General features: G+C 64.5%; 25 protein-coding genes and 1 riboswitch. Of the genes, 18 read left to right on the top strand and 7 right to left on the bottom strand.

Features of this window, described 5'->3' with window-relative positions:
• The first annotated feature begins 80 nt into the window (after positions 1-80).
• The gene (locus EXZ48_RS11300; protein WP_130515976.1) at positions 81-1214 is read left to right on the top strand and encodes an anhydro-N-acetylmuramic acid kinase; all 1134 of its coding nucleotides are present in this window, start codon (positions 81-83) and stop codon (positions 1212-1214) included.
• Between the two features lie 92 nt (positions 1215-1306).
• Positions 1307-2485: a diguanylate cyclase gene (locus EXZ48_RS11295; protein WP_130515974.1), complete on the top strand. Its 1179-nt coding sequence runs from the start codon at positions 1307-1309 to the stop codon at positions 2483-2485.
• Between the two features lie 73 nt (positions 2486-2558).
• Here EXZ48_RS11295 and EXZ48_RS11290 read toward each other — a convergent pair whose 3' ends face one another.
• Positions 2559-3236, bottom strand: coding sequence for an alpha/beta hydrolase (locus EXZ48_RS11290; protein ID WP_023516508.1), 678 nt, complete (start codon positions 3234-3236; stop codon positions 2559-2561).
• Positions 3237-3449: 213 nt separating this feature from the next.
• On the opposite strand from EXZ48_RS11290, the gene EXZ48_RS11285 reads away from it, so the two are divergent.
• The 10 genes from EXZ48_RS11285 (at position 3450) to EXZ48_RS11245 (ending at position 13257) form a co-directional block, all read left to right on the top strand.
• Positions 3450-4607 (top strand): cysteine desulfurase family protein, encoded by a 1158-nt coding sequence (locus tag EXZ48_RS11285; RefSeq protein WP_130515972.1) that lies wholly within the window; start codon positions 3450-3452, stop codon positions 4605-4607.
• Between the two features lie 139 nt (positions 4608-4746).
• Positions 4747-6216, top strand: coding sequence for a Fe-S cluster assembly protein SufB (sufB, locus tag EXZ48_RS11280; protein ID WP_023513112.1), 1470 nt, complete (start codon positions 4747-4749; stop codon positions 6214-6216).
• Positions 6217-6331: 115 nt separating this feature from the next.
• Positions 6332-6493 (top strand): hypothetical protein, encoded by a 162-nt coding sequence (locus EXZ48_RS34835; RefSeq protein WP_023513111.1) that lies wholly within the window; start codon positions 6332-6334, stop codon positions 6491-6493.
• A gap of 48 nt (positions 6494-6541) precedes the next feature.
• Positions 6542-7297 carry a Fe-S cluster assembly ATPase SufC gene (gene sufC, locus EXZ48_RS11275; protein ID WP_023513110.1) on the top strand — a complete coding sequence of 252 codons (756 nt, stop codon included), beginning with the start codon at positions 6542-6544 and terminating at the stop codon, positions 7295-7297.
• 23 nt (positions 7298-7320) lie between these two features.
• Positions 7321-8595 (top strand): Fe-S cluster assembly protein SufD, encoded by a 1275-nt coding sequence (sufD, locus tag EXZ48_RS11270; RefSeq protein ID WP_130515970.1) that lies wholly within the window; start codon positions 7321-7323, stop codon positions 8593-8595.
• A 124-nt stretch (positions 8596-8719) separates the two neighbouring features.
• The gene (locus EXZ48_RS11265; protein WP_130515968.1) at positions 8720-9958 is read left to right on the top strand and encodes a cysteine desulfurase; all 1239 of its coding nucleotides are present in this window, start codon (positions 8720-8722) and stop codon (positions 9956-9958) included.
• A gap of 11 nt (positions 9959-9969) precedes the next feature.
• Positions 9970-10350, top strand: a complete 381-nt coding sequence (locus EXZ48_RS11260; RefSeq protein WP_023513107.1) for an SUF system Fe-S cluster assembly protein — start codon at positions 9970-9972, stop codon at positions 10348-10350.
• Between the two features lie 130 nt (positions 10351-10480).
• Positions 10481-10873, top strand: coding sequence for a Fe-S cluster assembly scaffold SufA (gene sufA / locus EXZ48_RS11255; protein ID WP_050743944.1), 393 nt, complete (start codon positions 10481-10483; stop codon positions 10871-10873).
• Between the two features lie 127 nt (positions 10874-11000).
• The gene (locus tag EXZ48_RS11250) at positions 11001-12866 is read left to right on the top strand and encodes an ATP-binding protein (protein WP_130515966.1); all 1866 of its coding nucleotides are present in this window, start codon (positions 11001-11003) and stop codon (positions 12864-12866) included.
• On the top strand, positions 12850-13257 hold the full coding sequence (locus EXZ48_RS11245; RefSeq protein WP_023513104.1) for a response regulator: 408 nt from the start codon (positions 12850-12852) through the stop codon (positions 13255-13257). The genes EXZ48_RS11250 and EXZ48_RS11245 overlap by 17 nt, the downstream gene beginning before the upstream one ends.
• A gap of 86 nt (positions 13258-13343) precedes the next feature.
• Here the strand turns inward: EXZ48_RS11245 and gcvP are convergent, their stop codons facing one another.
• The 4 genes from gcvP to EXZ48_RS11225 all read right to left on the bottom strand — a co-directional run bounded on the left by gcvP (position 13344) and on the right by EXZ48_RS11225 (position 18451).
• Positions 13344-16214, bottom strand: a complete 2871-nt coding sequence (gene gcvP / locus EXZ48_RS11240; protein ID WP_024271052.1) for an aminomethyl-transferring glycine dehydrogenase — start codon at positions 16212-16214, stop codon at positions 13344-13346.
• A complete protein-coding gene (gene gcvH, locus EXZ48_RS11235; protein ID WP_050743947.1) occupies positions 16214-16576 on the bottom strand; it encodes a glycine cleavage system protein GcvH in 363 nt (120 codons plus the stop codon). Before gcvH ends, gcvP begins: the two co-directional genes overlap by 1 nt.
• Positions 16577-16610: 34 nt before the next feature.
• Complete coding sequence (gene gcvT / locus EXZ48_RS11230; protein WP_130515964.1) at positions 16611-17750, bottom strand: glycine cleavage system aminomethyltransferase GcvT; 1140 nt, start codon at positions 17748-17750, stop codon at positions 16611-16613.
• A 158-nt stretch (positions 17751-17908) separates the two neighbouring features.
• Positions 17909-18010, bottom strand: a riboswitch (glycine riboswitch).
• Positions 18011-18163: 153 nt separating this feature from the next.
• Positions 18164-18451 (bottom strand): hypothetical protein, encoded by a 288-nt coding sequence (locus tag EXZ48_RS11225; protein WP_130515962.1) that lies wholly within the window; start codon positions 18449-18451, stop codon positions 18164-18166.
• Positions 18452-18662: 211 nt separating this feature from the next.
• On the opposite strand from EXZ48_RS11225, the gene EXZ48_RS11220 reads away from it, so the two are divergent.
• The 6 genes from EXZ48_RS11220 (at position 18663) to EXZ48_RS11195 (ending at position 22589) form a co-directional block, all read left to right on the top strand.
• Entirely contained in the window at positions 18663-18899 is a 237-nt protein-coding gene (locus EXZ48_RS11220) for an Lrp/AsnC ligand binding domain-containing protein (RefSeq protein WP_024271053.1), read from the top strand.
• Between the two features lie 57 nt (positions 18900-18956).
• Positions 18957-19949: an RluA family pseudouridine synthase gene (locus tag EXZ48_RS11215; protein ID WP_023515299.1), complete on the top strand. Its 993-nt coding sequence runs from the start codon at positions 18957-18959 to the stop codon at positions 19947-19949.
• On the top strand, positions 19949-20614 hold the full coding sequence (locus EXZ48_RS11210) for an HAD-IA family hydrolase (RefSeq protein ID WP_023515300.1): 666 nt from the start codon (positions 19949-19951) through the stop codon (positions 20612-20614). Before EXZ48_RS11215 ends, EXZ48_RS11210 begins: the two co-directional genes overlap by 1 nt.
• Entirely contained in the window at positions 20607-21392 is a 786-nt protein-coding gene (locus EXZ48_RS11205) for an ATP12 family chaperone protein (RefSeq protein ID WP_023515301.1), read from the top strand. The genes EXZ48_RS11210 and EXZ48_RS11205 overlap by 8 nt, the downstream gene beginning before the upstream one ends.
• A 71-nt stretch (positions 21393-21463) precedes the next feature.
• Positions 21464-22114, top strand: a complete 651-nt coding sequence (locus tag EXZ48_RS11200) for a hypothetical protein (RefSeq protein WP_130515960.1) — start codon at positions 21464-21466, stop codon at positions 22112-22114.
• A gap of 91 nt (positions 22115-22205) precedes the next feature.
• On the top strand, positions 22206-22589 hold the full coding sequence (locus tag EXZ48_RS11195; protein ID WP_023515303.1) for a DoxX family protein: 384 nt from the start codon (positions 22206-22208) through the stop codon (positions 22587-22589).
• Here EXZ48_RS11195 and EXZ48_RS11190 read toward each other — a convergent pair.
• Together EXZ48_RS11190 and fghA are read right to left on the bottom strand one after the other, a co-directional pair.
• A complete protein-coding gene (locus tag EXZ48_RS11190) occupies positions 22586-22900 on the bottom strand; it encodes a multidrug efflux SMR transporter (protein ID WP_023515304.1) in 315 nt (104 codons plus the stop codon). The two genes, EXZ48_RS11195 and EXZ48_RS11190, sit on opposite strands and share 4 nt — an antisense overlap.
• Positions 22901-23053: 153 nt before the next feature.
• A complete protein-coding gene (gene fghA, locus EXZ48_RS11185; RefSeq protein WP_050743954.1) occupies positions 23054-23887 on the bottom strand; it encodes an S-formylglutathione hydrolase in 834 nt (277 codons plus the stop codon).
• Positions 23888-23897: the final 10 nt, after the last annotated feature.

The raw sequence follows: 23897 nt of genomic DNA, 5'->3' as shown, positions 1-23897 counted from the left end.
GATAATTTTCCGGCGGACCGCCGGGCGTTTAGCACTGTTTCGCCGCATAATCACTTCAAAAGTGATTCTGGAGCGGATGCATGACGGGACTGCAAACGGCGATCGGTCTGATGAGTGGCACGAGCCTCGACGGCATCGATGTCGCGCTGCTGCGCACGGACGGCGAGGCCGTCGTCGAGCGCGGCCCCTGTCTCGCGCGACCCTACGACGCCGCCTTCCGCCGCCGTCTGCAGGGCGCGCTGGAGGCCGCCAAGGCGATCGACGTTCGCAGCCAGCGGCCGGGCGATCTCGCCGAGATCGAACGGGAGCTGACGTTGCGCCACGCCGAGGCCGTGCGCACCTTCCTGGATGGGAACGGCCTGACGGCATCCGACATCGACGTCATCGGCTTCCATGGCCAGACCGTGCTGCACCGGCCGAATGCCGGCCTGACGGTGCAGCTTGGCGACGGCGGGCTGCTCGCCCGTGAAACCGGCATCGATGTGGTCTATGACATGCGGGCGAATGATATGGTGCATGGCGGGCAGGGGGCGCCGCTCATTCCCGCCTATCACGCCGCGCTCGCTGCCGGCCTTTCCGGCGCCACCGGCAAGGCGGTCGTCTTCGTCAATATCGGCGGCATCTCCAACATCACCTTCATCGGCGCCGGCGGGGCGATCGTCGCCTTTGACAGCGGTCCCGGCAACACGCTGATCGACCAGTGGGTCGAGGCCCATGCCGGCATTCCCTACGACCAGGGCGGCATGATCGCCTCGGAGGGCCGCGTCGATCCCGGCCTTGCGGAGCGTTATCTCAACCATGCCTTCTTCACCGATCCGGTGCGCCGCTCGCTCGACCGCAACGATTTCCGCCCGCCCGAGGGGCCGGACGCAAGTCTTGAAGACGGTGCGCGCACGCTCGCCCATGTCACCGCCGCCGCCATCCTGCGCTCCGCCCGCCACCTGCCGGAGAGGCCGAAACTTTATGTCGTGTGTGGCGGCGGCCGGCTCAACCGGGTGATCATGGGGGATCTGGCGGCGCTTGCCGAGACGGAAGCGGCTGAGGTGGTGACGGCCGAGGCGGTCGATCTCGACGGCGACAGCATGGAGGCGGAGGCCTGGGCCTATCTTGCCGTCCGCTCGCTGCGTGGCCTGTCGCTCACCTTCCCAGGCACGACGGGCGTGAAGACGCCTGTTTCCGGCGGCGTACTCCAGAAACACGCAACCGGCGATTAACGCTTTCTTCGCGGGCGCCTTCTAGGATTCGTCCGGATCGCTCCGGGGCGCTTTTGCACGGAGCGGCCTTTTTGTCTTGCGTAAGGTGGCCAATGAGTGGCGCGGGCTTCCTGCTGGCGGTGAACTTTCTCATCGCGCAGTGTTTCTGCATGTTTTTCCTCGCGGTGTCCGCCCGGAGCCGCAATCGCGTCGCAGCCCGCTGGTTTGCCGGCACCTATGCCGTCGCCTCGCTTTCCACCCTTTTCGAATTCCTCGTCGCCTATGCGCCGCCGGCAAGGCTCTGGGCGATCCTTGCCTTTGCCGCCATGCTCGGCGGCATGCTGATGCTGCGCATCGGTGTCGGCCATCTCTACGGCCTCCGTACGAACCGCTGGGTCCTTGCCGCCATCTTCGTCGCCTTCGTCGCGCTCGATTATGTCATCTACGACCTGCCGCGCGGCACGCTCGCCCATGCGTTGCCTTACCAGACCCCCTTCGCGGTGGCGCTCGGGATGAGCGCCTTCGCGGTCTGGCGCGCCCGCCCGGCAAGCTTCGTCGACCGGGCGCTCATCGTGCTTCTTGCGCTGACCAGCGTGCATTTCCTGGCAAAGGCCTATGCCGCCGTGCTCGCCGGGGCAGGTAACACGGCAAAGGACTATCTCGCCAGCCAGTTTGCGCTCGTCTCGCAGAGCATGGGCGCAGTGCTGATCGTTACCGTCGGCCTGATGCTGCTCTGTGTGCTCGTGCTGGAGATCGTCGCGGAGGAGAAGGGCAATGCGGAGGTCGATCCGCTCTCCGGTCTCCTCAACCGCCGTGGTTTCGACAACCGCATCGATGCGCTTCTTGCGGGCGCGGGTCCGCATGGCCTCATCCTGTGCGATATCGATCACTTCAAGTCGGTCAACGACACCCATGGCCACCAGGGCGGCGACAACGCCATCCGCGCCTTCGGCGAGGCACTGCGTGTCGCGGCGCCGGTGGGCGCGCTGGTCGCGCGCATCGGCGGCGAGGAATTCGCGCTCTTCCTGCCGAACACCGGCAAGGAGGCGACGCTGCTTTTCGCGCAGACCCTGCGCGCAACCCGCGCCGTCGCGCCCATTCCCGGCCTGCCGCCGGCTGTGCGCATCACCGCCAGCTTCGGCGTTGCCGAGGTGACGCGCGGCGAGCCGCTGCGGTTTGCTATGCGCCGGGCGGACGATGCGCTCTATGCCGCCAAGAACGCCGGACGTGACTGCGTGCGCCAGGCGGAGCCGCCCGCTGTGGTGCTCGAGGTCGTCAAGCGCGCGAATTGATCAGGCGAACATATGGCAAAGAAAAAGCCCGGCGAGATGTCGCCGGGCTTTTTCCTTTGTCTCTCTCCGCCGGTCAGCGAATACGCTTGGCGGCCGGTTCCGGGGTCAGTTCGCCGGCAAGACGGCGGTCGAGGTAGTCTTCGCACTCGGCCATCAGCGTTTCCGTCTGGCCGTTGAAGAAGTGGTTGGCGCCCGGCACCGTGCGGTGCGTGATCAGGATGCCCTTCTGCGTCTTCAGCTTCTCGACGAGGCCGTTGACGTCCTTCTCCGGTGCCACCTTGTCGGAATCACCGTTGATGATGAGACCCGACGACGGGCAGGGGGCGAGGAACGAGAAGTCGTAGATGTTCGGCTGCGGGGCGATGGACATGAAGCCTTCGATCTCCGGGCGGCGCATCAGCAGCTGCATGCCGATCCAGGCGCCGAAGGAATAGCCGGCGACCCAGCAGCTCTTCGAATCGGGATGCAGGCTCTGCACCCAGTCGAGTGCGGAGGCTGCATCCGACAATTCGCCTGCGCCGTGGTCGAATTCGCCCTGGCTGCGGCCGATGCCACGGAAATTGAAGCGTAGCGTCGTGAAACCGCGCTTCTGGAACATGTAGAACAGCTGGTAGACGATCTGGTTGTTCATCGTGCCGCCGAACTGCGGGTGCGGATGCAGCACGATGGCGATCGGGGCGTTCTTCTGCTTGGACGGCTGGTAACGGCCCTCAAGGCGACCGGCGGGTCCGTTGAAGATGATTTCGGGCATTCTTACTCCGGCAAGTTCGCGTTCTGGAACGGATTCTTGTCAACTGAAGTCTTGACGAAACCAGTCAGCTTTTCTAGAACCTAGTTTAGAACCATTCGAAACTGTATAGGCGCCCACGGGACGCCGTGAGCTTGGTGTCATAAGGCAAGCCCGACGGAAAATTCAAGGAAAATGCACGCCGTATCGAATGTATCGTGCGCGCATGGGTGAGAAATGACGAAGACGGAGCGCACTTATCTGGACTGGAACGCCACGGCACCCCTGCTGCCGGCGGCGCGCGAGGCCGTTCTTGCTGCGCTCGACAGCGTCGGCAATCCGTCGTCCGTGCATGGCGAGGGCCGGGCGCTGCGCATGCTGGTGGAGGCCGCGCGCCGCGACGTCGCCGCGCTGCTCAATGCGGCGCCGGCCCATGTGATCTTCACGAGCGGCGCCACCGAGGCGGCGAACCTCGCCCTGACGCCCGACTATCGCATGGGCCGCACGCCGCTTACCATCGGCCGTCTCTATGTTTCCGAGATCGAGCATCCGGCGATCCGCGAGGGCGGGCGTTTTGCGCGCGATGCCGTGACGACGATCCCCGTCACCCGCGCCGGCCTCGTCGATCTCGAGGCCCTGACAACGCTTCTTGCGGGCCATGACAAGGCGAAGGGCCTGCCGATGGTGGCGGTCATGCTCGCCAACAACGAGACGGGCATCGTGCAGCCCGTGAAGAGCGTCGCCGAGGTCGTGCACCGTCACGGTGGTCTTCTCGTCGTCGACGCGGTGCAGGCCGCCGGCCGCGTGTCCATCGACATTGCGGCACTCGACGCCGATTTCCTCATCGTCTCCTCGCACAAGCTGGGCGGCCCGAAGGGCGCCGGCGCGCTGATCTCGCGCGGCGAGGTTCTGATGCCCGCACCGCTGATCCGCGGCGGTGGCCAGGAAAAGGGCCATCGCTCCGGTACAGAGAACCCGGCGGCGCTTGCCGGCTTTGCCGCAGCCGCCCGCGCGGCGGTGGCGGATCTTGCCGGGCGCAACGCACGGATCGGCGCGCTGCGCGACGCACTGGAGAGCGGCATGCGGGCGGCGACGAACGACGTCGTCATCCATGGTGCGGATGTCGAGCGCATCGCCAACACCTCGTTCTTCAGCCTGCCCGGCCTGAAATCGGAGACCGGGCAGATCGCCTTCGATCTCGAGGGTATCGCGCTTTCGGCCGGCTCGGCCTGCTCCTCGGGCAAGGTCGGGCAGAGCCACGTTCTGACCGCCATGGGATTCGACGCGGCGCTCGGCGGGCTTCGCGTGTCGCTCGGTCCGGCCTCGACAGAGGCGGATGTCGCGCGTTTTCTGGCTGCCTTTTCGCGCGTCATGGCGCGGCGACGGGCGGCCTGACGGGAATCTTGCGGGAACGCAAGTTTTCGCTTGCCAAAAGGTGGGAAAAACCGCCTTTGGCGCTTACATAAGCGGCGGGAGGCCCCGCCAGACGTTGACAAACTGCCGGACCTTGGATCCGGCGAGATTGGAGAACGATATGCCTGCGGTGCAGGAAACGATCGATCAGGTCCGTCAGATTGACGTCGACCAGTACAAATACGGCTTCGAGACGAACATCGAGGTGGAGAAGGCTCCGAAGGGGCTTTCCGAGGACATCATCCGTTTCATCTCGGCCAAGAAGAGCGAGCCCGACTGGATGCTCGAATGGCGCCTCGACGCCTATCGCCGCTGGCTGACGCTCGAAGAGCCCACCTGGGCGCGCGTCGACTATCCGAAGATCGACTTCAACGATCTCTACTACTATGCCGCGCCGAAGAACCAGACCGGCCCGAAGTCCATCGACGAGGTCGATCCCGAGCTTCTGAAGATGTACGAGAAGCTCGGTATTCCCCTGCGCGAGCAGGAAATCCTTGCCGGCGTGCAGACGTCGAAGATCGCCGTCGACGCCGTGTTCGATTCGGTCTCCGTCGTCACCACCTTCAAGGAAGAGCTGAAGAAGGCCGGCGTGATCTTCATGTCGATCTCGGAGGCCATTCGCGAGCATCCCGAGCTTGTGAAGAAGTATCTCGGCACCGTTGTACCGACGACCGACAATTTCTACGCGACGCTGAACTCCGCGGTCTTTACCGACGGCTCTTTCGTCTTCGTACCGAAGGGCGTTCGTTGCCCGATGGAGCTGTCGACCTACTTCCGCATCAACGAGAAGAACACCGGCCAGTTCGAGCGCACGCTGATCATCGCGGAAGAGGGCGCCTACGTCTCCTACCTCGAAGGCTGCACCGCGCCGCAGCGCGACGAGAACCAGCTTCACGCTGCCGTCGTCGAGCTGGTCGCGCTCGACGATGCCGAGATCAAGTATTCCACCGTCCAGAACTGGTATCCGGGCGACAAGGAAGGCAAGGGCGGCATCTACAACTTCGTGACGAAGCGCGGCGATTGCCGGGGCAAGAACTCCAAGATCTCGTGGACGCAGGTCGAGACCGGCTCCGCCATCACCTGGAAGTACCCGTCCTGCATCCTGCGCGGCGATGGTTCGCGCGGCGAGTTCTATTCGATCGCCGTCTCGAACGGCCACCAGCAGATCGACAGCGGCACCAAGATGATCCATCTCGGCAAGAACACGTCGAGCCGCATCGTCTCCAAGGGCATTTCCGCGGGCTTCTCCAACAACACCTATCGCGGCCAGGTCTCGGCCCACCGCAAGGCGGAGAACGCACGCAACTTCACCCAGTGCGACTCGCTGCTGATCGGCGACAAGTGCGGCGCGCATACCGTGCCCTATATCGAGGCGAAGAACGCGACGGCCCATTTCGAGCACGAGGCGACCACCTCGAAGATCTCGGAAGACCAGCTGTTCTACTGCCTCCAGCGCGGCATCCCGACCGAGGCGGCGATCGCGCTGATCGTCAACGGCTTCGTCAAGGAAGTCATCCAGGAACTGCCGATGGAGTTCGCCGTCGAGGCGCAGAAGCTGATCGGCATCTCGCTGGAAGGCTCGGTCGGCTGATCGGGTGAAGGAATGTCCCGGCGGCTTCCGCCGGGGGGACCGGACAGGTCCTTCGATGAAGTTTCCGTGTGATCCGTTATATTAGCGGGATGCGGTTCTCATCGGGAGACACGACATGGATCCGGTCAATCTGACGTATTACGCCGTGGTATGCGGTGGACTGGCAGCGTATGCGCCCAACGTTCGGAACGTGGCGATACGCACGGTTTTGGGGCTCGGCCTTGGCGGGTTGTCCGCCGCGATGCTCCCGTTGGTCCACTTCTTCCTCGGCTTCTGAAACCAAGACGGGAGCGTTTGACCGCTCCGAACGCAGGACCGAGAAACCATGCTTGAAATCAAGAATCTGCACGCCCGCATCGCCGAAGACGGCACCGAGATCATCCGCGGCCTGAATCTCACCGTGAAGGCCGGCGAAGTCGCCGCCATCATGGGCCCGAACGGCTCGGGCAAGTCGACGCTCTCCTACATCCTCTCCGGCCGCGAGGACTACGAAGTCACCGACGGCGACATCCTTTACAACGGCGAGAGCATTCTGGAACTCGACCCGGCCGAGCGCGCCGCCAAGGGCATCTTCCTCGCCTTCCAGTACCCGGTCGAAATCCCCGGCGTTGCCACCATGCAGTTCCTGAAGGTTGCGATGAACGAACAGCGCAAGGCGCGCGGCGAGGCGGAACTGACGACGCCGGACTTCATGCGTCGCGTCAAGGAAGCTGCCGCCGAGCTGAAGATCGCCCCGGAAATGCTGCGCCGTCCGCTCAATGTCGGCTTTTCCGGCGGTGAGAAGAAGCGCGCTGAAATCCTGCAGATGTCGCTGCTCGAGCCGAAGCTGTGCGTCCTCGACGAGACCGACAGCGGCCTCGACATCGACGCGCTGAAGATCGTCGCCGACGGCGTCAACGCGCTTCGCTCGCCCGACCGCGCCGTCATCGTCATCACGCACTACCAGCGCCTGCTCGACTACATCGTGCCCGATACGGTGCACGTTCTCTACAAGGGCCAGGTCATCAAGTCCGGCGACAAGACGCTGGCGCACGAGCTGGAAGCAAACGGTTACGCCGACATTATCGGCGCCGCCGCCTGACGGCTTGGCGAAGGAGTGATCTCATGAACATGCAGACAGGCATGAAGCTCTCCGTCGCCGAGACGGCGCTTTGCGAAGCCTACGACCACGCGCTCGGCGAACTGCCGGGTGATGGTGCCGTGCTCGCTGCCCGCGACGTCCTCATCAGCGACTTCAAGGATGCCGGCCTTCCGACGCGCCGCATCGAGGCCTGGCACTATACGGACCTCAAGGCGCTGCTGCGCGCCGTTCCGGCCTTCGATCCCGCAGCCTCCGCCGCGCGGATCGGGCCGCTGGTCGAGGGGTCGACGGTGCTGTCCGTCGTCAACGGCCTTGCGGAGGCCCGCGGCTCGGTCGAGGGCGTGACGCTGCGCACCTTTGCCGATGCGCTGGCCGACGGCACGGCCGCGGACGGCCTTGCTGCCCGTGACCGCGACGACGCGATCGGCCGCATCAACGGCGCTTTCGTTCGGGACGGTTTCGTGCTCGATTTCCCCGCGGGCACCGAGCTGGCAGCACCTCTCGAAATCCAGACGGTCCAGAATGCGGGCCAGGCCCATACGCGCTTCCCGGTCAGCTTCGGCGCGAACACCAAGGCGACCGTCATCGAGCGCCATGCGGCGGTCGGCGACACCGCGGCCTTCGTCACGACGGTCAGCGACCTGTCGCTTGCCGACGGTGCCGATATTACCTGGGTCATTTTGCAGGGGCAGGGTGCGGCGGACACCCATCTCGGCCAGATCCGCATCACGCTCGGCACGGACGCAAAGCTCCGCCTTTACGTGATCAATGCCGGCGGTAAGCTCGTGCGGCAGGAAATCCATGTCGTGGTGGCGGGCGAAGGCTCCGACCTCATTCTGCGCGGCATCAACCTGCTCGGCGGCGAGACGCACAACGACGTGACCTTCACGGTCGGTCACGATGTGCCGAACACGACCTCGACGGAAGTGATCCGCAACGTGATCTTCGATCGCGCGCGCGGCGTCTTCCAGGGCCAGATCCGCGTTGCGCCGGATGCCCAGAAGACCGACGCCAAGATGTCGTGCAACACGCTGCTGCTTTCGGACGAAGCGGATTTCTCGGCCAAGCCGGAGCTCGAAATCTTCGCCGACGACGTGCAGTGCGGCCACGGTGCGACCGTGATCGACATCGACCACACGCAGCTCTTCTACCTGATGGCCCGTGGCATCCCGGAAAACAAGGCGCGCGCCATGCTGGTCAACGCCTTCGTCGCCGAGATCGTCGAGGAGCTGGAAGACGAGCCGCTGGTCGAAGCGCTGGAAGGCGTCATCGCCGACTGGCTCGACAAGCACGCCTGATCAGGCGCTATCCCGGGCCGGATCGCAGGACGGTCGGCCCGGGGTTGCGCAAACAAGAAAAGGGGCGCTCGCGGTTCGAAGGAACGGGAACGCTCCAGGGCACGCCTGACATAGGACGAACGAGATGGAACACGCCCCTGCACTGGCCTATGACGTCGAGGCGATCCGCAAGGATTTCCCGATCCTGTCGAAGACGGTCTACGGCAAGCCTCTGGTCTATCTCGACAACGGCGCGTCGGCGCAGAAGCCGCAGTCGGTGATCGGCGCGATTGCCCACGCCTATTCCAACGAATATGCCAACGTGCATCGCGGCCTGCACTTCCTGTCGAATGCCGCCACCGATGCCTACGAGGCGGCGCGCGAAAAGGTGCGCCGCTTCCTCAACGCTTCCTCGGTCGACGAGATCATCTTCACCAAATCCTCGACCGAGGCGATCAACACCGTCGCCTACGGCTACGGCATGCCCAAGATCGGCGCGGGCGACGAGATCGTTCTGTCGATCATGGAGCATCATTCCAACATCGTGCCGTGGCATTTCATCCGCGAGCGACAGGGCGCGAAGCTCGTCTGGGCCCCGGTGGACGATGCGGGTGCCTTCCACATCGAAGAGTTCGAAAAGTGCCTGACGGAGCGCACCAAGCTCATCGCCATCACGCATATGTCGAATGCGCTCGGCACCATCGTGCCCGTCAAGGAAATCTGCCGCATCGCCCGTGAACGCGGCATTCCGGTGCTGGTCGATGGTTCGCAGGGCGCGGTGCATATGCCCGTCGACGTGCGCGACATCGATTGCGACTGGTACGTGATGACCGGCCACAAGCTCTATGGCCCCTCCGGCATCGGCGTGCTCTATGGCAAGATGGATCGCCTTAGAGAGATGCGCCCCTTTCAGGGCGGCGGCGAGATGATCGTCGACGTCACCGAGGACATCGTCACCTACAACGACCCGCCGCACCGCTTCGAGGCGGGCACGCCGCCGATCGTGCAGGCGATCGGCCTTGGCCATGCGCTCGACTACATGGAAAAGATCGGCCGCGCGGCGATCGCCGCCCACGAGGCGGACCTGCGCGACTATGCCCATGAGCGGTTGTCCTCGATCAACGCGCTAAGGATTTTCGGTTCGGCACCGGGCAAGGGCTCGATCTTCTCCTTCGAGCTGGAAGGCATCCACGCCCATGACGTCTCGATGGTCATCGACCGGGCAGGGGTGGCGGTGCGCGCCGGCACCCATTGCGCCCAGCCGCTCTTGAAACGCTTCGGCGTCACCTCCACATGCCGGGCATCGTTCGGCCTCTACAACACGCGTGCCGAAGTCGATGTCCTGGCCGACGCGCTCGACCATGCCCGCAAGTTTTTCGCCTGAGGAGTAGGCCCATGTCCCTCGACGCAACGGAAGACAAGATCGACGTCCGCGACGGTATCGTCCATTCGGCGATCCCGGACGACGAACTGGCGCGCCTTTCCGACGACATCATCTCCGCGCTGAAGACGGTCTACGATCCGGAAATCCCGGCCGATATCTTCGAGCTCGGCCTGATCTACAAGATCGACATCGAAGACGACCGCATGGTCAAGATCGACATGACCCTGACGGCACCCGGTTGCCCCGTGGCCGGCGAGATGCCGGGCTGGGTCGAGAATGCGGTCAGCGCGGTCGAAGGCGTATCCGGCGTCGAGGTCAAGATGACCTTCGATCCGCCGTGGACGCCGGACCGTATGTCGGAAGAGGCGCAGGTCGCCGTCGGCTGGTACTGATTTCGGCAACGCAGCCGGATAGGGCAAGGCACTTGTGCTTTCCGTGACTTGATCCGTTAACCCGTCGTCACTAGATTCGGAATCACAGACCGCCGGGCCTTGAACCCGGTCGGCGAAGGAGAAACGGCCCATGGCCTTTGCAGTGATGACACTCACCGATGCGGCGGCAGACCGCGTCAAGGCGATCGTCGACAATGCCGGCAGCGATGCCAAGGGCATTCGCGTCGGCATCAAGAAGGGCGGTTGCGCCGGCATGGAATATGCCATCGACCTCGTCACCGAACCCAATGCCAAGGACGACCTGATCGAGCACAATGGTGCAAAGGTCTGGGTTGCGCCGGAGGCGGTGCTCTACCTTCTCGGCACGCAGATGGATTTCGAGGTGACGACGCTGCGCTCCGGCTTCACCTTCCACAACCCGAACCAGACGTCGGCCTGCGGCTGCGGCGAATCGGTCGAGCTGAAGCCTGCCGACCTTGCGGCCCTTGCCGCTTCCGGCCAGCCGACCGTACGGGCGGGCTGAACTGCCGGCAGGCCGGCGCGGACTGCCAATCCTTGCGGCTTTTCTTCTCCGGCAGTTTTGCCTAGTCTCCCACGCGCGGCGCGCGAATCCGGTGCCGGCGTGATTGCCAGCGGGAGGGGCGCGAGCGATGGACGGCTTTACCGCGACACTGTACCAGAACCTGCCCTTTCCTGTGGTCATCGTCGACGCCGAGGCGCGCCTCGTCTCCCACAACGACGCGGCCGCCCGCACATTCGGCTGGAATCGCGATGACAGGCGGCCTGCGGGCACGGTTGTTCTCGCCGGGGAGGTCGCGGCGGCGCTTCTTGCCGGCCAGGCCGCGGCCGGCCGTGAAAACACCCATGCCCTCGGTTTTCGCCACGACAACGGCAACATCTTCGAAGCGTCAGCCCATGTGATCGCGCTGCCGGATGAGGCAGCCGGCCCGTCCTATGCGCTTCTCCTGCGCAGTCTTTTGAGCGGGGGCAGCCATGGCGAGCAGATCCTGCTTGGCCAGCGCATCGCCGCGGCGCTCGACACCATGACGGAGGGTTTTGCAATCTTCGACCGGGAGGAGCGCCTCGTCCTGTTCAACCGTTCCTACAAGGAGCGTTGCGGCCTTGCCCGCGATGCCGTGCGTGTCGGCGTGACGCTGGAAAGCATCGCGCGCGCCAATATCCGTGTCGGCATGTTTCCCGGCATTCGCGAGGGCACGCCGGAGGCCGAAGCGATGGTGCGCGAGCGTCTCGAAAGCCACCGCAACACCGGCAGCGGCGGCGCCATCTTCGAGTTCGGCAAGGACCGGTGGATTCGCGGTGAGAGCCATGTGTCGGAGACCGGCGACATCGTCGCGCTGCGTGTCGACATATCGGAGCTGAAGCGCACGGAAGCGGCGCTGGAGGCGAAACGCCGCGAGTATCTCTCGCTGCTGCAGATCCTGCCCGACATGATCCTGCGCTTCGACCGGAACCTGACAATCCGTTTTGCGAACGACAAATACGCCCATTTCGTCGGCTCGACGACCGACGAGCTGATCGGGCGGTTCCTGCCGGACGTGTCCTGCGCGCCGGAGCACACGGCGGTGCTGATGGACATCGGCAGCTACACGCGCGCCGAGCCGATGAAGACGCTGGAAGTCTGCATGGAGGGGCGCGGCGGGCAGGAGACATGGCTTCTGTGGACGACCGTCGCGATCTTCGACGAGGACGGCGCCTGCGAGATTGTCTGCGTCGGCCGCGACATCACCGAGGCCAAGCGCCAGCAGCAGCAGGTGGAGGCCCAGACGAACGAGCTGCGCCGCAAGAACGAGGCGCTGGACCAGTTCACCGCCACCGTCTCGCATGACCTGAAGGCGCCGCTGCGCCATCTGTCCATGTTTGCCGAGATGATCTCGGAAGACCTGCATCGCGGCGACATGACCGAATTGCCGCACTATGCCGACCACGTCCGCAAGAGTGCCGCGCGCATGCGCCGGATCATCGACAGCCTGCTGGAATATTCGCAGATCGCCTACCGGATCTCGGCGCCGAAGCCCGTTTCGCTCTCCGACGTGGTGCGTGAGGCGTTGGCGCTCCTGGAAAGCCATGTGCGGGAGGCCGATGGACATGTCGAGACCGCATCGATGCCCGAGGTGATGGGCGATCCCGAGCTCTTGAAGCGGCTGGCGCAAAACCTCATCGGCAATGCGCTGAAATATCGCCGGCCGGGCGAGGCGCCCGTCGTGCGGGTCTATTGCCGCGAGGGGGCTGACGGCACTGAATTCGTCGTCGAGGATGACGGTATCGGCATCGATCCGCAGCATGTCGGGCGGATATTCGAGGTGTTCCAGCGCCTTCACCGCGATGAGACGGTGTATCAGGGCACCGGCGTGGGACTTGCCCTGGCGCGCCGGATCGTCGAGAGCCACAACGGTGTGATAGCGCTTGACACGCAGTATGGTCCGGGGGCACGCTTCGTCGTGACGTTTCCGCAACCCATAAAGTCAAAGGGGAACGATCGTGGGAGGCTCGGCTAGAAAGCTGATCGTCGTGGACGACGACCCGGTGGACGTGCGGTTCGTCATGCGTGCCTTCAGCGATACCGGCAGTGCGCTCGAAATCACCCATGTCGCCGATGCGGAACTGGCGAGCGACCGGCTCGACCGCGAGGCCTTCGATTATATCCTTCTCGACATCAACATGCCCGGCACCAGCGGCATGGAGCTGCTCAAGCGGCTGCGCGGACGCGCCCGCACGGCGGTGACGCCCGTCATCATGCTGTCCTCGTCGTCCAGCGCCACCGACGTCAACCGCGCCTATGAAAACGGTGCCAATGCCTATGCGGTCAAGCCTTCCACGCTGAGCGGCTACCGTGATTTTGCAGAAGGCTTTACCCGCTTCTGGGTGGACGTTGCAGTCTCCCCGTAAGGGCTCGCCCCACCGCCAATCTTTCCCTGCCCGCAACGAAAAGCCCCGGCCGATAGGATCGGCCGGGGCTCAAAGTCTTGCGATGCTTACTCGGCGGCTTCCGCGTAGTCCTCGAGCGGCGGGCAGGAGCAGACGAGGTTGCGGTCGCCATAGACGTTGTCGACGCGGTTGACCGGCGACCAGTACTTGTCGACCCGGAAGGCGCCCGGCGGGTAGCAGGCCTGTTCGCGCGAATAGGGGCGGTCCCATTCGCCGACGAGGTCTTCCACCGTGTGCGGGGCGTTCTTCAGCGGGTTGTTGACCTTGTCCATCGTGCCGTTCTCGATGGCGCGGGCTTCCTCGCGGATCGCCAGCATCGCCTCGCAGAACCGGTCGATCTCGGCCTTGGTCTCCGATTCGGTCGGCTCGATCATCAGCGTGCCGGCCACCGGCCAGCTCATGGTCGGGGCGTGGAAGCCGCAGTCGATCAGCCGCTTGGCGACGTCGTCGACGGTGACGCCGGCGCTTTCGGCAAGCGGGCGCGTGTCGATGATGCACTCGTGCGCCACGCGGCCCCTGGAGGACGTGTAGAGCACGTCATAGGCGCCCTTGAGACGGGCGGCGATGTAGTTGGCGTTGAGGATCGCCACCTTCGTCGCCTGCGTCAGGCCAGCACCACCCATCATCAGGCAGTAGCTCCACGAGATCGGCAGGATCGAGGCCGAGCCGAAGGGCGCTGCCGAGACCGCACCGGTGCCGCCGAGACCCGGAATATCGGGATGACCCGGCAGGTACGGCGCAAGGTGCGCCTTGACGCCGATCGGGCCCATGCCGGGGCCGCCGCCGCCATGCGGGATGCAGAAGGTCTTGTGCAGGTTGAGGTGGCTGACGTCGCCGCCGATATCACCGGGGCGGGCAAGGCCCACCATGGCGTTCATGTTGGCGCCGTCGATATAGACTTGGCCGCCGTGCTTGTGGACGATCTCGCAGATCTCGCGCACGTTCTCCTCAAAGACGCCGTGCGTGGAGGGGTACGTGATCATGCAGCACGAGAGATTTTCCGCGTACTGCTCTGCTTTCGCACGGAAATCGTCCATGTCGATGTCGCCGTTGTCAGACACCTTCACGACGACGACCTTCATGCCGACCATCTGGGCGGAGGCCGGATTGGTGCCGTGCGCGGAGGTCGGGATGAGGCAGACGTCGCGGTGCGTGTTGCCGTTGGCGAGGTGGTAGGCGCGGATGGTCAGCAGGCCGGCATATTCGCCCTGCGCGCCGGAATTCGGCTGCATGGAAACGGCGTCGTAGCCGGTGATGTCGCAGAGTTTCTGCGACAGGTCCTCGATGAGGTAGCGATAACCCTGCGCCTGGTCGGCCGGAACGAAGGGATGGATTTCTGCAAATTCCGGCCAAGTGATCGGCAGCATTTCCGCTGTCGCATTGAGTTTCATCGTGCAGGAACCGAGCGGAATCATCGCGCGGTCGAGCGCGAGGTCGCGGTCGGAGAGGCGGCGGATGTAGCGCACCATCTCGCTTTCCGCGCGGTTCATGTGGAAGATCGGATGCGTCAGGTATTCGCTGGTACGCAGCAGGTCTTCCGGCAGACGGTAGTCCGGCTCGAACTCCGCCACCTCGAAATCGCCGCCGAAGGCGCGCCAGACGGCTTCCAGCGTGACGGGGCGCGAGCGCTCGTCGAGACTGATGCCGATGCGGTCGTCACCGATCTTGCGAAGGTTGACCTCTTCCGCGACAGCGGTCTTCAGGATGATGCCCTGCAACTTGCCGACATGCACGGTGATCGTGTCAAAGAAGACCTCGGGCTCGACCGTGTAACCCAGCTTCTCGAGGCCCTTGGCGAGGCGCACGGTCTTCTGGTGCACGCTCTGCGCGATCGCCTTCAGGCCCTGCGGGCCGTGGAAGACCGCATACATGGAGGCCATGACGGCGAGCAGCACCTGCGCGGTGCAGATGTTCGACGTCGCCTTCTCGCGGCGGATGTGCTGTTCGCGGGTCTGCAGCGACAGGCGGTAGGCGCGGTTGCCGCGCGCGTCGATGGAAACGCCGACGAGGCGACCGGGCATGGAGCGCTTGTAGGCGTCCTTGACCGCCATATAGGCCGCATGCGGCCCGCCGTAACCGACCGGCACGCCGAAACGCTGGGTGCAGCCGATGGCGATATCCGCGTCCATGTCGCCGGGCGATTTCAGGAGGGCGAGGGCCAGCGGATCGGCCGCGACGACGGCGATGGCGCCGGTCTGGTGCAGACGCGAGATGAGGCCCGAGAAGTCACGCACATGACCGTAGGTACCGGGATACTGGAAGATCGCGCCGAACACGTCGACGGGGTCGAGATCGGTGAAGGGGTCGCCGACGATGACGCTCCAGCCAAGTGGCTCGGAACGGGTCTTCAGGAGCGCGATGGTCTGCGGGTGGCAGTTCTCGTCGACAAAGAAGGCCTTTGCCTTCGACTTCGAGACGCGCTCGGCCATGGCCATGGCTTCGGCGGCGGCCGTCGCTTCATCGAGCAGCGAGGCGTTGGCGACATCGAGGCCGGTCAGGTCGCAGACCATGGTCTGATAGTTGAGCAGCGCTTCAAGACGGCCCTGGCTGATTTCCGGCTGGTAGGGCGTATAGGCCGTGTACCAGGCGGGGTTCTCCAGGATGTTGCGCTGGACGACCGGCGGGGTGATCGTGCCGTAGTAGCCCTGGCCGATCAGCGAGACGAGCTTCTTGTTGCGGTTTGCGGTCTCGCGCAGCTTGTCGAGCGCTTCGCGCTCGGTCATCGCCGCGCCCCATTCGAGCGGCTTTTCCTGCCGGATCGATTTCGGCACGGTGTCGTCGATCAGCGCGTCGAGGCTGTCATAACCGATCACCTTCAGCATCGCCTCCATCTCCTTCGGCGAGGGGCCGATATGGCGACGGTTGGCGAAATCGTAGGGCTGGTAATCGGTAAAGGCGAAATCCTTGGGGAGAGACATCAGCCGACAAGCTCCTTGTAGGCGGCTTCGTCGAGCAGCGCGTCCGCATCGGACGGGTTGGCGAGCTTCAGCTTGAAGAACCAGCCGGCGCCCTGCGGGTCGCTGTTGACGAGAGAGGGATCGGCGGTGATCGCTTCGTTGACCTCGACGATCTCGCCGTCAAGCGGACAATAGACGTCGGAGGCGGCCTTGACGCTTTCGACGGTCGCGGCATCGCCACCTTTTTCGAAGGTCGCGCCGACCTCGGGCAGTTCCACGAAGACGAGATCGCCGAGCTGTTCGGCTGCGTGCTGCGTGATGCCGACGGTCGCGACGCCGCCCTCGATCTTCAGCCACTCGTGTTCTTCGGTGAATTTCAGCATGTTCGTTCCTCTCCTGGGAAAATCTGTTCGCTGGTCAGCGTTTGAAGGTGTTCTTGACGAAGGGCATCGCCGCGACGGTGACGGGTAGGAATTTTCCGCGCACGCCGGCATAGAGCTGGGTGCCGGGCGCGATCGCGGACTTGGTGACGTAACCCATGGCCACCGGGCCGTCGGCATTCGGGCCGAAGCCGCCAGACGTGACGGTGCCGACGACATCCTCGCCCTCGGCGTCGGTGGCAAGCACCGCACCGCCGCGCACCGGCGCCCGGCCTTCCGCCCTCAGACCGACACGACGGCGCGAGGCACCGTTCTCAAGCTGGTCGAGGATAACAGCGGCGCCCGGAAAACCGCCGGCGCGCTCGCCACCCGTGCGGCGCACCTTCTGGATCGCCCATTCGAGACCGGCTTCCACCGGCGTCGTCGTCGTGTCGATGTCGTTGCCGTAGAGGCAGAGGCCGGCTTCAAGACGCAGCGAATCGCGCGCGCCAAGGCCGATCGGCAACACGTCCGGATGGTCGAGCAGGCGGCGACAGACCGCTTCGGCGAGGCTGGCGGGGATGGAAATCTCGAAACCGTCCTCACCCGTATAGCCCGAGCGCGAGACGATGCAGTCGGCATCGTGCAGGTCGCAGGCGCGCACGTCCATGAAGCGCATCGAGGAGACGTCCGCCCAGAGTTCGGCAAGCACGGCCTCGGCATGCGGGCCCTGCAGGGCGATGAGGGCGCGGTCGTCATGCAATGTCAGTTCGCAGACATCGCCGATCTTCGCCTGCATATGGGCGAAATCCGCGTCCTTGCAGGCAGCATTGACGACGACGTAGAAATGGTCGCCGCGGTTGGCGATCATCAGGTCGTCCTGGATGCCGCCTTCGTCATTGGTGAAAAGGGCATAGCGCTGGCGGCCTTCGCCGAGGCCGAGCACGTCGACCGGCACCAGCGTCTCCAGCGCGCGAGCGGCGTCGGCATTGTCGCCGGAGCGGGCGCGCACAGTCACCTGGCCCATGTGGGACACGTCGAAGAGGCCGGCGGCCCTGCGGGTGTGCAGATGCTCCTTCATCACGCCGGCAGCGTATTGCACCGGCATCTCATAGCCGGCGAACGGCACCATGCGTCCGCCGAGCGAAACGTTCAGCGCATGAAGCGGGGTTTTCTTGAGTTCAGACGTTTCGTCCAAAAGGCGCCCTCCAGTCTTGTGGCGCCCACGATCTAACGGGCACCGGCTCACAATCCCGGCGCTCTCGCGCCGCTCTCCTGAGCCCCCTCTGTCCCTTCGCCTGAGATTGTTATCCCTTCGGCGAGCGCTCGAAAAACGCTTCTCTCCAGAGTTACGACGGCACCTTGCTGGTCCTTTTGCCTGAGAGTTTCCGGGGCGGTTGCTCCTTCGGCACCGGCCATGCCCGTGGTCGGACGGCCAGCTTCTCCCAGCGAGGTTGCCTCCAGATAACGGCGTTGCCTGCGCTTTGGCAAGAGCGTTGCGTCGCTCCCAAGCGAATTTTTGTCGTAGCGGGAAAGGGCCGGGAGAGGGCTGCAAAGAAAAGGCCCCCGAGGGGGCCAGAGGTCGGAGGACGGCTGTTTCTGTGGGGAGGATCAGGCGGGTTCCGGGAGGGTGGGCAGCTCGTTCTCGTCATAGAGGCGTTGCGCCTCGGCGACCGTTACCTGCGGCGTGCCTCCGGGCGCCGTGATCAGCGCGAGCGCGAGGGCCGGCGGCTGGATGACATTGAGCGCGGCGATCGCGCGGGCGTCACCCCGAACCTTGGCGTCCTGGCTCCAGGCGTGGATGCGTTCCTCGAAAAGCGTGTTCGCGCGCGTCTGCAGCCGCATCCCTTGTGATGCATAAGCGGCCGTTGCCGGCGAAACTGTCACGATCTGTGTCATGGCGTTCTACGGTGTTGGTTACGTTCTCGCAATTTAACAGTTGCGCCTTTCCGAGACATGAACCGCAAGGGTTGCATTTTCATCGAATTTTAACGGTCCGTGCGAATTTCGGCCGGCCTTGCCTTTGCCGGCGGAATTCCGTCATAAGAAGCACTGTAGGCCGCCGGAATCGGGCGGCAACAAGCATGCCGCCGATGGCGCGGGAGGACCGATGAAGCCGATTTTCGTGCAATTGCAATGCGCTCCGGGCAAAACCTACGAAGTTGCCGATGCGCTTTACGCTACGGAACTCATTTCGGAGCTCTACTCGACGAGTGGCGACTACGATCTGCTCCTGAAAATCTATGTCGACAGCGAGGAGGATATCGGCAAGTTCATCAACGATCACGTCGCCTCCATTCCGGGCATCGTGCGCTCGCTGACGACGCTGACCTTCCGCGCATTCTAGACGGTTCCCCTCAGCCGGTTCTTGCGCTAAAGCACGGCGCAACGAAAGAAGGCTGACATGGCAGGCATCGAACACAAGCAGGTGGAGAACGACGAGGCGGGCATGCGGCTCGACCGGTGGTTCAAGATCCACTATCCGGGCCTCGGCTTCGGCCCGCTCCAGAAATTGCTGCGCTCCGGCCAGGTGCGCATCGATGGCGGCCGCGTCAAGAGCGATACCCGCGTACAGCCGGGACAGATGATCCGCATCCCCCCGATGGAGGTCGATGCCAAGGCTGCGAAGGGCGGACCCATAGCCGGTCGCGATCTAAAGCATTCCTCCGATCACGAACTGCTCTCTCGCATGTTGCTGCATGAGGACGACAAGGTCATCGTGCTCAACAAGCCGGCCGGCATCGCCGTGCAGGGTGGTTCCGGCGTCAATCGCCATATCGACCAGATGCTCGAGGCCTGGACCAACCAGAAGGGCGAAAAGCCGCGCCTCGTGCACCGGCTCGACCGCGACACGTCGGGCGTGCTCGTGATAGCCCGCACGCGCGGCGCGGCGCAGAAGCTGACGGCCGCCTTCCGCGAGCGCGATACCAAGAAGACCTACTGGTCGCTGGTGATGGGCGTGCCGAAGAAGCATGAGGACAAGATCTCGACCTGGCTCGTCAAGGAGCAAACGCCGGATGGCGACCGCATGCGCATCGCCAAGCACGGCGAGGACGGCGCCGATCATGCTGTGTCCTTCTACCGGGTCATCGAGCAGGCCGCCCAGAATTTTGCCTGGCTTGAAATGGAGCCCTATACCGGCCGTACGCACCAGCTGCGCGTCCACGCTGCCCATATCGGCCACCCGATCCTCGGCGATCCCAAATATTTCGAGGCCGACGTCAACTGGAATTTCCCCGGCGGCGTACAGAACCGCCTGCACCTCCATGCCCGCCGCATCGACATTCCGCACCCCAATGGCGGGCGCCTGCGCGTCACCGCGCCGCTGCCGCCGCACATGGTGCAGACCTGGAACCTCTTCGGCTTCGACCAGAACGCGGCGGACGAGGAAGACTGATGCGGCTCGTTCTCTTTGATTGCGACGGCACGCTGGTCGACAGCGTCAACCTGATCCATGAGGTCATGGCGCGCACCTTCGTCGATTTCGGCCACGCGCGGCCGGATATTTCCGAGACCAAGGCGATCATCGGCCTGACGCTCGACATCGCCATTGCCCGCATGCAGGGCAAGCCGCATGTCGACGACGAGGCGCTGGCGATGACCGCGCACTACAAGGCGGCCTATTCCGGCGTACGCGCCGAACCCGGTTTCCAGGAGCCGCTCTTTCCCGGCATCGCCGCCATGATGGCGCGCCTCGAACGGCAAGACGACCTGATCCTTGGTGCCGTCACCGGCAAATCCCGCCGCGGCCTCGACCTCATCCGCGCCGCGCACGGCTTCGACAAGACCTTCTTCGTCTCGCGCACGGCGGACGACTGCCCCTCCAAGCCGCACCCGGCCATGGTGACCGAATGCTGCAGCGAGGCGGGCATCGATGCGACCCGCACGGTTGTCATCGGCGACGCGATTTACGATATGCAGATGGCGAAAGCGGCGGGCGCGAAGGCGATCGGCGTTTCCTGGGGCTATGCCAGTGTGCCCGAACTGGTCGAGGCCGGCGCGGACCATATCCTGCGCACGCCCGCCGACCTCCTCGAATGGCTGGAGATTTCCGATGCGTGACATTCTGAGCGACCTTTCCGATGCGATGAGCGATCCCGATCCGGTGCGCCGCGCGCAGATCCAGATGAAGCGCCCTTTGCCGAAGCGCTTCTACAAGGAGGTCTCGACCGACAAGGTGGAGGAGGGCCATCGCATCCTGCTCGACGGCCGCCCGGTGCGTACGCCCGGTAAGAAACTCCTTGCCGTGCCGACACAACCGATCGCTACGCGTCTCGTCGCCGAATGGGATGGGCAGGGCGAGGAGATCGATCCGGCGAAGATGCCGGTGACCCGCCTCGTCAACACGGCCGTCGACGGTGTCGCGGAGAACTTCGACGCGGTCTTCGACGAGATCGTGCGCTTTGCCGGCACGGACATGCTCTGCTATCGCGCGGATTCACCGGCCGGGCTCGTCGAACGGCAGCGCGAGGGCTGGGATCCGATCCTCCGCTGGGCGGCCGATAACCGGGGCGCGCGCTTCATTCTCATCGAAGGCGTGATGCACCAGGAACAGCCAGCGCCGGCGATCGAGGCCTTTTCCGAGGCGCTTTCCAGCTTCCGCGATCCATTGGCGCTTGCCTGCCTGCACACCGTGACGACGCTTACCGGTTCGGCGCTTCTGGCGCTGGCGCTTGCGGAGGGTGTCATCGACGCCGACAGGGCCTGGGCGCTCGCCCATGTCGACGAGGACTGGCAGATCGAACATTGGGGCACGGACGAGGAAGCCTTCCGCCGCCGTGAACTGCGCCGGGCGGAGATGGACGTCGCCGCCGCCGTTCTTGCGGAAATTCCGCGCTGAAAAGACTTTATTAAGAGGTTCGCACCATTTTGGCACGCGGCCGAAATCCGACATCGCATACCGGTATTTTCATGCAGTTCCTCGTTCGCACGCTTCTTTCCGCAAGCCTTCTCCTTTCCATGCCCCTTGCCGCAAGCGCCGATGAGGCTTTTCCGGTCCGCGATATCCGCAAGGTCGTCGTCAGTGGTGACGACAGTGCATCCGCCACGGTGCTGAAGCGCACCGGCGAGCACCTGAAACGGGCCGCAAGGGCTACGCGCCGCGCTGTCGCGATCGACCGCGCGACGATGGATGTGCGGGTTTCCGGCGTCAGGCAGGGCCGCGACGGAGAGAGCACGGCGCGTGTCACGGTCACGCTGAGCGGGCCCGGGGCTGCGGCGAGCCGGACGCTGACGATCAACAGCTTCATGCCGGAACGCAAGGGCCGCGAGGCGGCGCTGGGCGATGCGATCGCCAAGCGCGTGGCGCTGGCCTATCACCTCGCGCCTGTCGCAAACGCCAAGGCGCCCCATGGCAAGCGTTCCGGCAAGGGCCGCAAATATGCCGGCGGCAAGCGGCGCACGGCGGCGACGACCTCCGTCCAGGCCTATTCGGGTGGACAGAAGCGACCGCTCGTCATTCCCACCGAAGCGGCGCTCAGCGTGCGCTCGCGCGCTTTGCCGGAGGGCTCCACGAAGAAGATCGCGCCCTGCGTCGTCACGCAGGCGATCAGCTGCGACTGATCCCAAGGCAAAAGGTCCGTCCGCCAGGCGAAACCACGGACAAAGCATGCTAGCCTCCCTCTCTCGTAAAAAATGGAGAGGGGTGAACCGCATGCTCGACGGACTATCCGCCTACCGGCCGCAAGCGCTGGCGGCGCTGCGCATCATGACGGCGCTGCTCTTCATCGAGCACGGCACGCAGAAATTCTTCAATTTTCCGCCAGCCGAACAGCCTTTCGGCGACCTCATGAACCTGATCGGCGCGGCCGGCGCATTGGAGATCGTCGGCGGGGTTCTCATCCTTCTCGGCCTCTTCACGCGGCCGGTGGCTTTCGTGCTCTGCGGCTTCATGGCGGTCGCCTATTTCATGGCGCATGCGCCGCAGGACTTCTTCCCCGTCAACAATCGCGGCGATGCCGCGATCCTGTTCTGCTTCGTCTTCCTGTATCTGACAGCCGCGGGGCCAGGCGCTTTCGCCCTCGACAACCGCCGTTAGGCCGCAAATTTCAGGCCGAGGATGCCGGTGACGATGAGGGCGATGCAGCCCATGCGAACGGCAGTTACCGGCTCGGCGAAGAGGATGATGCCGAGCATCACGGTGCCGACCGTGCCGATGCCGGTCCAGATCGCATAGGCGGTGCCGATCGGCAGTGTCTTCACGGCAAGCCCGAGCAGCACGATGGAGATGATCATCGAGCCGGCGGTGAGCGCGGTGGGCAGCGGTTTGGTGAAGCCGTCGGTGTATTTGAGGCCAATCGCCCAGCCGATTTCGAAAAGGCCGGCGAGCATGAGATAGATCCAGGGCATTGCCCACTCCATGAAGGGAGCGAGGCCGTCCCCGCAGTCGTGACCGGATGGCTCCGGCGGCAGCCGTCTACCGGTGCGGACTATACGCGGGGGACAGCGAAGGGCAAGGTTGGGGGCGGCATGCCAGCCATGCGCCCCCGCCATGACGCCGGCTCAGCCGAGGCGTTCGGCATGCCACTTCAGATGGTCGTCCATGAAGGTCGAGATGAAGTAATAGGAATGGTCGTAGCGCTCGTGCATGCGCAGCGTCAGCCCGATGTCCGTATCCTTGACCGCATCCTCGAACAGCCAGGGACGCAGGCCGTTTTCCAGAAAACCGTCCGCCTTGCCCTGGTCGATGAGGAATTCCGGGAAGCGGGCACCATCGGCGACAAGGGCGCAGGCATCGTATTCCCGCCATGCCGCCTTGTCGGCGCCGAGATACTTTTCGAAGGCCGGGACCGACCAGTCGGCGGTGGAAGGCTCGACGATCGGCGCGAAGGCCGAGCAGCTCCTGAAGCGGTCCGGGTTCTTGAGCGCGATCGTCATGGCGCCATGGCCACCCATCGAATGGCCGATAATGCCCTGGCGTGTCATGTCCATGCGGAAATGCTGGCTGACGAAGTTCGGCAGTTCCTCCGTCACGTAGCTGTACATCTGGTAGTGCTCTGCCCAGGGCGCTTCGGTGGCGTCGAGATAGAAGCCGGCGCCCTTGCCCATCTGCCAGTTGGTGATCTCGTCCGGCACGTCATTGCCGCGCGGGCTGGTGTCCGGGCACACGACGATGAGGCCGAGTTCGGCGGCCATGCGCCGGTATTCGCCCTTTTCCATGACATTGGCGTGGCTGCAGGTCAGGCCGGACAGATACCAGAGCACCGGACGCGGCTCCCGGATCGCCTGCGGCGGCACGAAGACGGCAAAGGTCATCTCGCATTTGCAGGCCTCCGAATCATGGGCGAACACACCCTGCATGCCGCCGAAGGCCGTGTTCTGGGAAAGCACTTTCATCTGGAAACTC

It is taken from the genome of Shinella sp. JR1-6, from assembly GCF_004284735.1.
Taxonomy (GTDB): Bacteria; Pseudomonadota; Alphaproteobacteria; order Rhizobiales; family Rhizobiaceae; genus Shinella.
Note: the sequence above shows the minus strand (reverse complement) of the source record. Positions and strands in the feature narration are given on the sequence as shown.

Bases quoted from the DNA above. Each gene is read 5' to 3' on its own strand.
- EXZ48_RS11300 (WP_130515976.1), top strand. From the start codon at position 81: ATGACGGGACTGCAAACGGCGATCGGTCTGATGAGTGGCACGAGCCTC.
- EXZ48_RS11295 (WP_130515974.1), top strand. From the start codon at position 1,307: ATGAGTGGCGCGGGCTTCCTGCTGGCGGTGAACTTTCTCATCGCGCAG.
- EXZ48_RS11290 (WP_023516508.1), bottom strand. From the start codon at position 3,236: ATGCCCGAAATCATCTTCAACGGACCCGCCGGTCGCCTTGAGGGCCGT.
- EXZ48_RS11285 (WP_130515972.1), top strand. From the start codon at position 3,450: ATGACGAAGACGGAGCGCACTTATCTGGACTGGAACGCCACGGCACCC.
- sufB (WP_023513112.1), top strand. From the start codon at position 4,747: ATGCCTGCGGTGCAGGAAACGATCGATCAGGTCCGTCAGATTGACGTC.
- EXZ48_RS34835 (WP_023513111.1), top strand. From the start codon at position 6,332: ATGGATCCGGTCAATCTGACGTATTACGCCGTGGTATGCGGTGGACTG.
- sufC (WP_023513110.1), top strand. From the start codon at position 6,542: ATGCTTGAAATCAAGAATCTGCACGCCCGCATCGCCGAAGACGGCACC.
- sufD (WP_130515970.1), top strand. From the start codon at position 7,321: ATGAACATGCAGACAGGCATGAAGCTCTCCGTCGCCGAGACGGCGCTT.
- EXZ48_RS11265 (WP_130515968.1), top strand. From the start codon at position 8,720: ATGGAACACGCCCCTGCACTGGCCTATGACGTCGAGGCGATCCGCAAG.
- EXZ48_RS11260 (WP_023513107.1), top strand. From the start codon at position 9,970: ATGTCCCTCGACGCAACGGAAGACAAGATCGACGTCCGCGACGGTATC.
- sufA (WP_050743944.1), top strand. From the start codon at position 10,481: ATGGCCTTTGCAGTGATGACACTCACCGATGCGGCGGCAGACCGCGTC.
- EXZ48_RS11250 (WP_130515966.1), top strand. From the start codon at position 11,001: ATGGACGGCTTTACCGCGACACTGTACCAGAACCTGCCCTTTCCTGTG.
- gcvP (WP_024271052.1), bottom strand. From the start codon at position 16,214: ATGTCTCTCCCCAAGGATTTCGCCTTTACCGATTACCAGCCCTACGAT.
- gcvH (WP_050743947.1), bottom strand. From the start codon at position 16,576: ATGCTGAAATTCACCGAAGAACACGAGTGGCTGAAGATCGAGGGCGGC.
- EXZ48_RS11225 (WP_130515962.1), bottom strand. From the start codon at position 18,451: ATGACACAGATCGTGACAGTTTCGCCGGCAACGGCCGCTTATGCATCA.
- EXZ48_RS11220 (WP_024271053.1), top strand. From the start codon at position 18,663: ATGAAGCCGATTTTCGTGCAATTGCAATGCGCTCCGGGCAAAACCTAC.
- EXZ48_RS11215 (WP_023515299.1), top strand. From the start codon at position 18,957: ATGGCAGGCATCGAACACAAGCAGGTGGAGAACGACGAGGCGGGCATG.
- EXZ48_RS11210 (WP_023515300.1), top strand. From the start codon at position 19,949: ATGCGGCTCGTTCTCTTTGATTGCGACGGCACGCTGGTCGACAGCGTC.
- EXZ48_RS11205 (WP_023515301.1), top strand. From the start codon at position 20,607: ATGCGTGACATTCTGAGCGACCTTTCCGATGCGATGAGCGATCCCGAT.
- EXZ48_RS11200 (WP_130515960.1), top strand. From the start codon at position 21,464: ATGCAGTTCCTCGTTCGCACGCTTCTTTCCGCAAGCCTTCTCCTTTCC.
- EXZ48_RS11195 (WP_023515303.1), top strand. From the start codon at position 22,206: ATGCTCGACGGACTATCCGCCTACCGGCCGCAAGCGCTGGCGGCGCTG.
- EXZ48_RS11190 (WP_023515304.1), bottom strand. From the start codon at position 22,900: ATGCCCTGGATCTATCTCATGCTCGCCGGCCTTTTCGAAATCGGCTGG.
- fghA (WP_050743954.1), bottom strand. From the start codon at position 23,887: ATGAAAGTGCTTTCCCAGAACACGGCCTTCGGCGGCATGCAGGGTGTG.